Origin of the sequence: Mesorhizobium sp. M7A.T.Ca.US.000.02.2.1, assembly GCF_003996995.1 — a bacterium.
GTDB lineage: Bacteria > Pseudomonadota > Alphaproteobacteria > Rhizobiales > Rhizobiaceae > Mesorhizobium.
This window is the reverse complement of the sequence record NZ_RZTT01000681.1, coordinates 1-2,006: the sequence shown is the minus strand read 5'-3', so window position 1 is coordinate 2,006 and position 2,006 is coordinate 1. Positions and strand designations below refer to the sequence as shown.

General features: G+C 66.0%; 3 protein-coding genes and 1 pseudogene. 2 read left to right on the top strand and 2 right to left on the bottom strand.

Annotation, left to right across the window (positions count from 1 at the left end; genetic code table 11):
- Positions 1 to 379: SDR family NAD(P)-dependent oxidoreductase (locus tag EOD15_RS33480; protein WP_127409252.1), on the bottom strand; the 379-nt coding region annotated here is incomplete at its 3' end.
- A gap of 98 nt (positions 380 to 477) precedes the next feature.
- On the opposite strand from EOD15_RS33480, the gene EOD15_RS33475 reads away from it, so the two are divergent.
- Both EOD15_RS33475 and EOD15_RS33470 read left to right on the top strand, forming a co-directional pair.
- Complete coding sequence (locus tag EOD15_RS33475) at positions 478 to 1,092, top strand: TetR/AcrR family transcriptional regulator (protein WP_127327410.1); 615 nt, start codon at positions 478 to 480, stop codon at positions 1,090 to 1,092.
- 55 nt (positions 1,093 to 1,147) lie between these two features.
- Positions 1,148 to 1,543, top strand: coding sequence for a rhodanese-like domain-containing protein (locus EOD15_RS33470; RefSeq protein WP_127322533.1), 396 nt, complete (start codon positions 1,148 to 1,150; stop codon positions 1,541 to 1,543).
- Between the two features lie 13 nt (positions 1,544 to 1,556).
- Here the strand turns inward: EOD15_RS33470 and EOD15_RS33465 are convergent.
- Positions 1,557 to 2,006, bottom strand: a pseudogene (locus tag EOD15_RS33465) (alpha/beta hydrolase); the annotation flags it as partial.

Here is a 2,006-nt window from a genome sequence, read left to right as displayed (position 1 = left end):
CCTTCGAGGCGATGAATGGAGCCCGGAGATTGACCTCCATGGTCTCGTCGAAATCTGCGAGCGACAGCGTGTCGATGGGGGCGGCCCGCCAGATGCCGGCGCTGTTGACCAGGATGTCGAGCCGGCCGAAGGCGGTCACTGCGTCATCGACGGCCTTGTCTATGGCCACCGCATCGCGATTGTCGGCCTTGATCGCGATGGCGCGGCCGCCCTTGGCCTCGATTTCGGCGACAACCGAGCGGGCCTGCTCCTCGCCATGCACATAAGTCAGCGCGACACTGGCGCCGTCGGCCGCGAGCCGTCGCGCAATCGCCGCACCGATGCCGCGACTGCCGCCGGTGACGAGCGCGGCCTTGCCGCCCAGTTGGTTGGATGACATCGATTTCTCCTTTTGTAACGATCGACACATAAATACCTGTCAGCCTTGCCCGTCGGCGTCAACTTAATTATGTATCGATCAACACAGAAAAGAGCATCATGTCGGAACGAGGCCGCCCCCGCACTTTCGATCGAACCGCAGCCCTGCGCCGCGCGATGGAGGTGTTCTGGGCCCGTGGTTACGAAGGCGCATCGATGAGCGAGCTGACCGCCGCCATGGGCATCAACTCGCCCAGCCTCTACGCTGCCTTCGGCAGCAAGGAGGCGCTGTTCCTGGAGGCGACGGATTTTTACTCGCACACCGAGGGTGCCGACATCTGGCTGGCGCTGGAGGAAGCTCCGACCGCGCGGCAGGCGATCGAACAATTTCTAAGCCTGACGGCGAGGGCCTATGCGCAGAGCGATCGTCCGCAAGGCTGCCTGATCACGCTGGGCGCACTGCATCAGGATTCGAGCCGCGGCGCCATCTGCGACGACCTGCGCCGTCGTCGCGCCGAAAACCACACCGCACTGCAGAAGCGTCTGGAGCGCGGCGTTGCCGAAGGCGAATTGCCGGCGGATTTCGATGCGAGCGCCGCCGCGACCTTCTTCGCCACGGTCCAGCACGGCATGTCGATCCAGGCGCGCGACGGCGCCTCGCATAATGCCCTGCTGGCGACGGTAGCCGGGGCCATGGCGGCCTGGAGGACGCTGGCCGGCGGCAGCGCGGCGTGACAAACGCCGGCTGGTGTGCTCGAAATCCGCCAGCAAGGCCGGGAGGGATGAGAGCGTGAAAAAGGGTTATCGCGAGCTGCTGGACGAGGCGAACGCCGTGATCGAGGTGGTTTCGCCGGAGGAGGCGGCCGGGCTGATCGACGATGAAGACAACATCTTCGTCGATCTGCGCGATCCACGCGAAGTGGAACGCGACGGCAAGATTCCCGGCGCCAAGCATGTCACGCGCGGCATGCTGGAGTTCTGGATCGACCCCGAAAGCCCTTACCACAAGCCCTTCTTCGCCTCGGGCAAGAACTTCGTGTTCTTCTGCGCCGGCGGCTGGCGCTCGGCGCTGGCCACAAAGACGGCGCAGGACATGGGGCTTTCGCCGGTCAAGCACATCCTTGGCGGCTACACCGCCTGGAAGGCCGCCGGACTGCCGGTCGAACCCGGCGAGAAGAAGAAATAATCTCGACCGCCGCTCAGTGCAGCAGCAATGGCTCGCGATTCGCCACGAAGCCAACCGCGCGTTCGACCACGCCCTTGTCGGCGAGAATGCGGCGGTGGCCGAGCCCGTCGGCCCAGTAGAGCCGCACATGGCCGCCGGCGCCGGCATAGCGCCTTGCATGATCGGCCGATACTTCGCGGTCGTCCTGCGCATGGATGACCAGGGTCGGCACCGGCGCCTGGGCAAGTTGGCGGTCGCCGGTGAATTCGTGCAGGGGGCGGCCGGAAAGATGCTCGACCCGGTCCGCCATGGCGGCTTGCGAGCGCGGGCCGACATTGAGCATGCGGCTGAAGTCGGCAAAGATCGCCGGCAGGGAACTTGGCGCCGCGATCAGCACCAGGCGTCCGGCCGCCAGCGGCGGGATGTTCTTGACCGAACCGGCGCTGGCGTTGGCGGCGGCCGCGCCGCCCAAGGAATGGCCGAC

Bases quoted from the DNA above. Each gene is read 5' to 3' on its own strand.
- EOD15_RS33475 (WP_127327410.1), top strand. From the start codon at position 478: ATGTCGGAACGAGGCCGCCCCCGCACTTTCGATCGAACCGCAGCCCTG.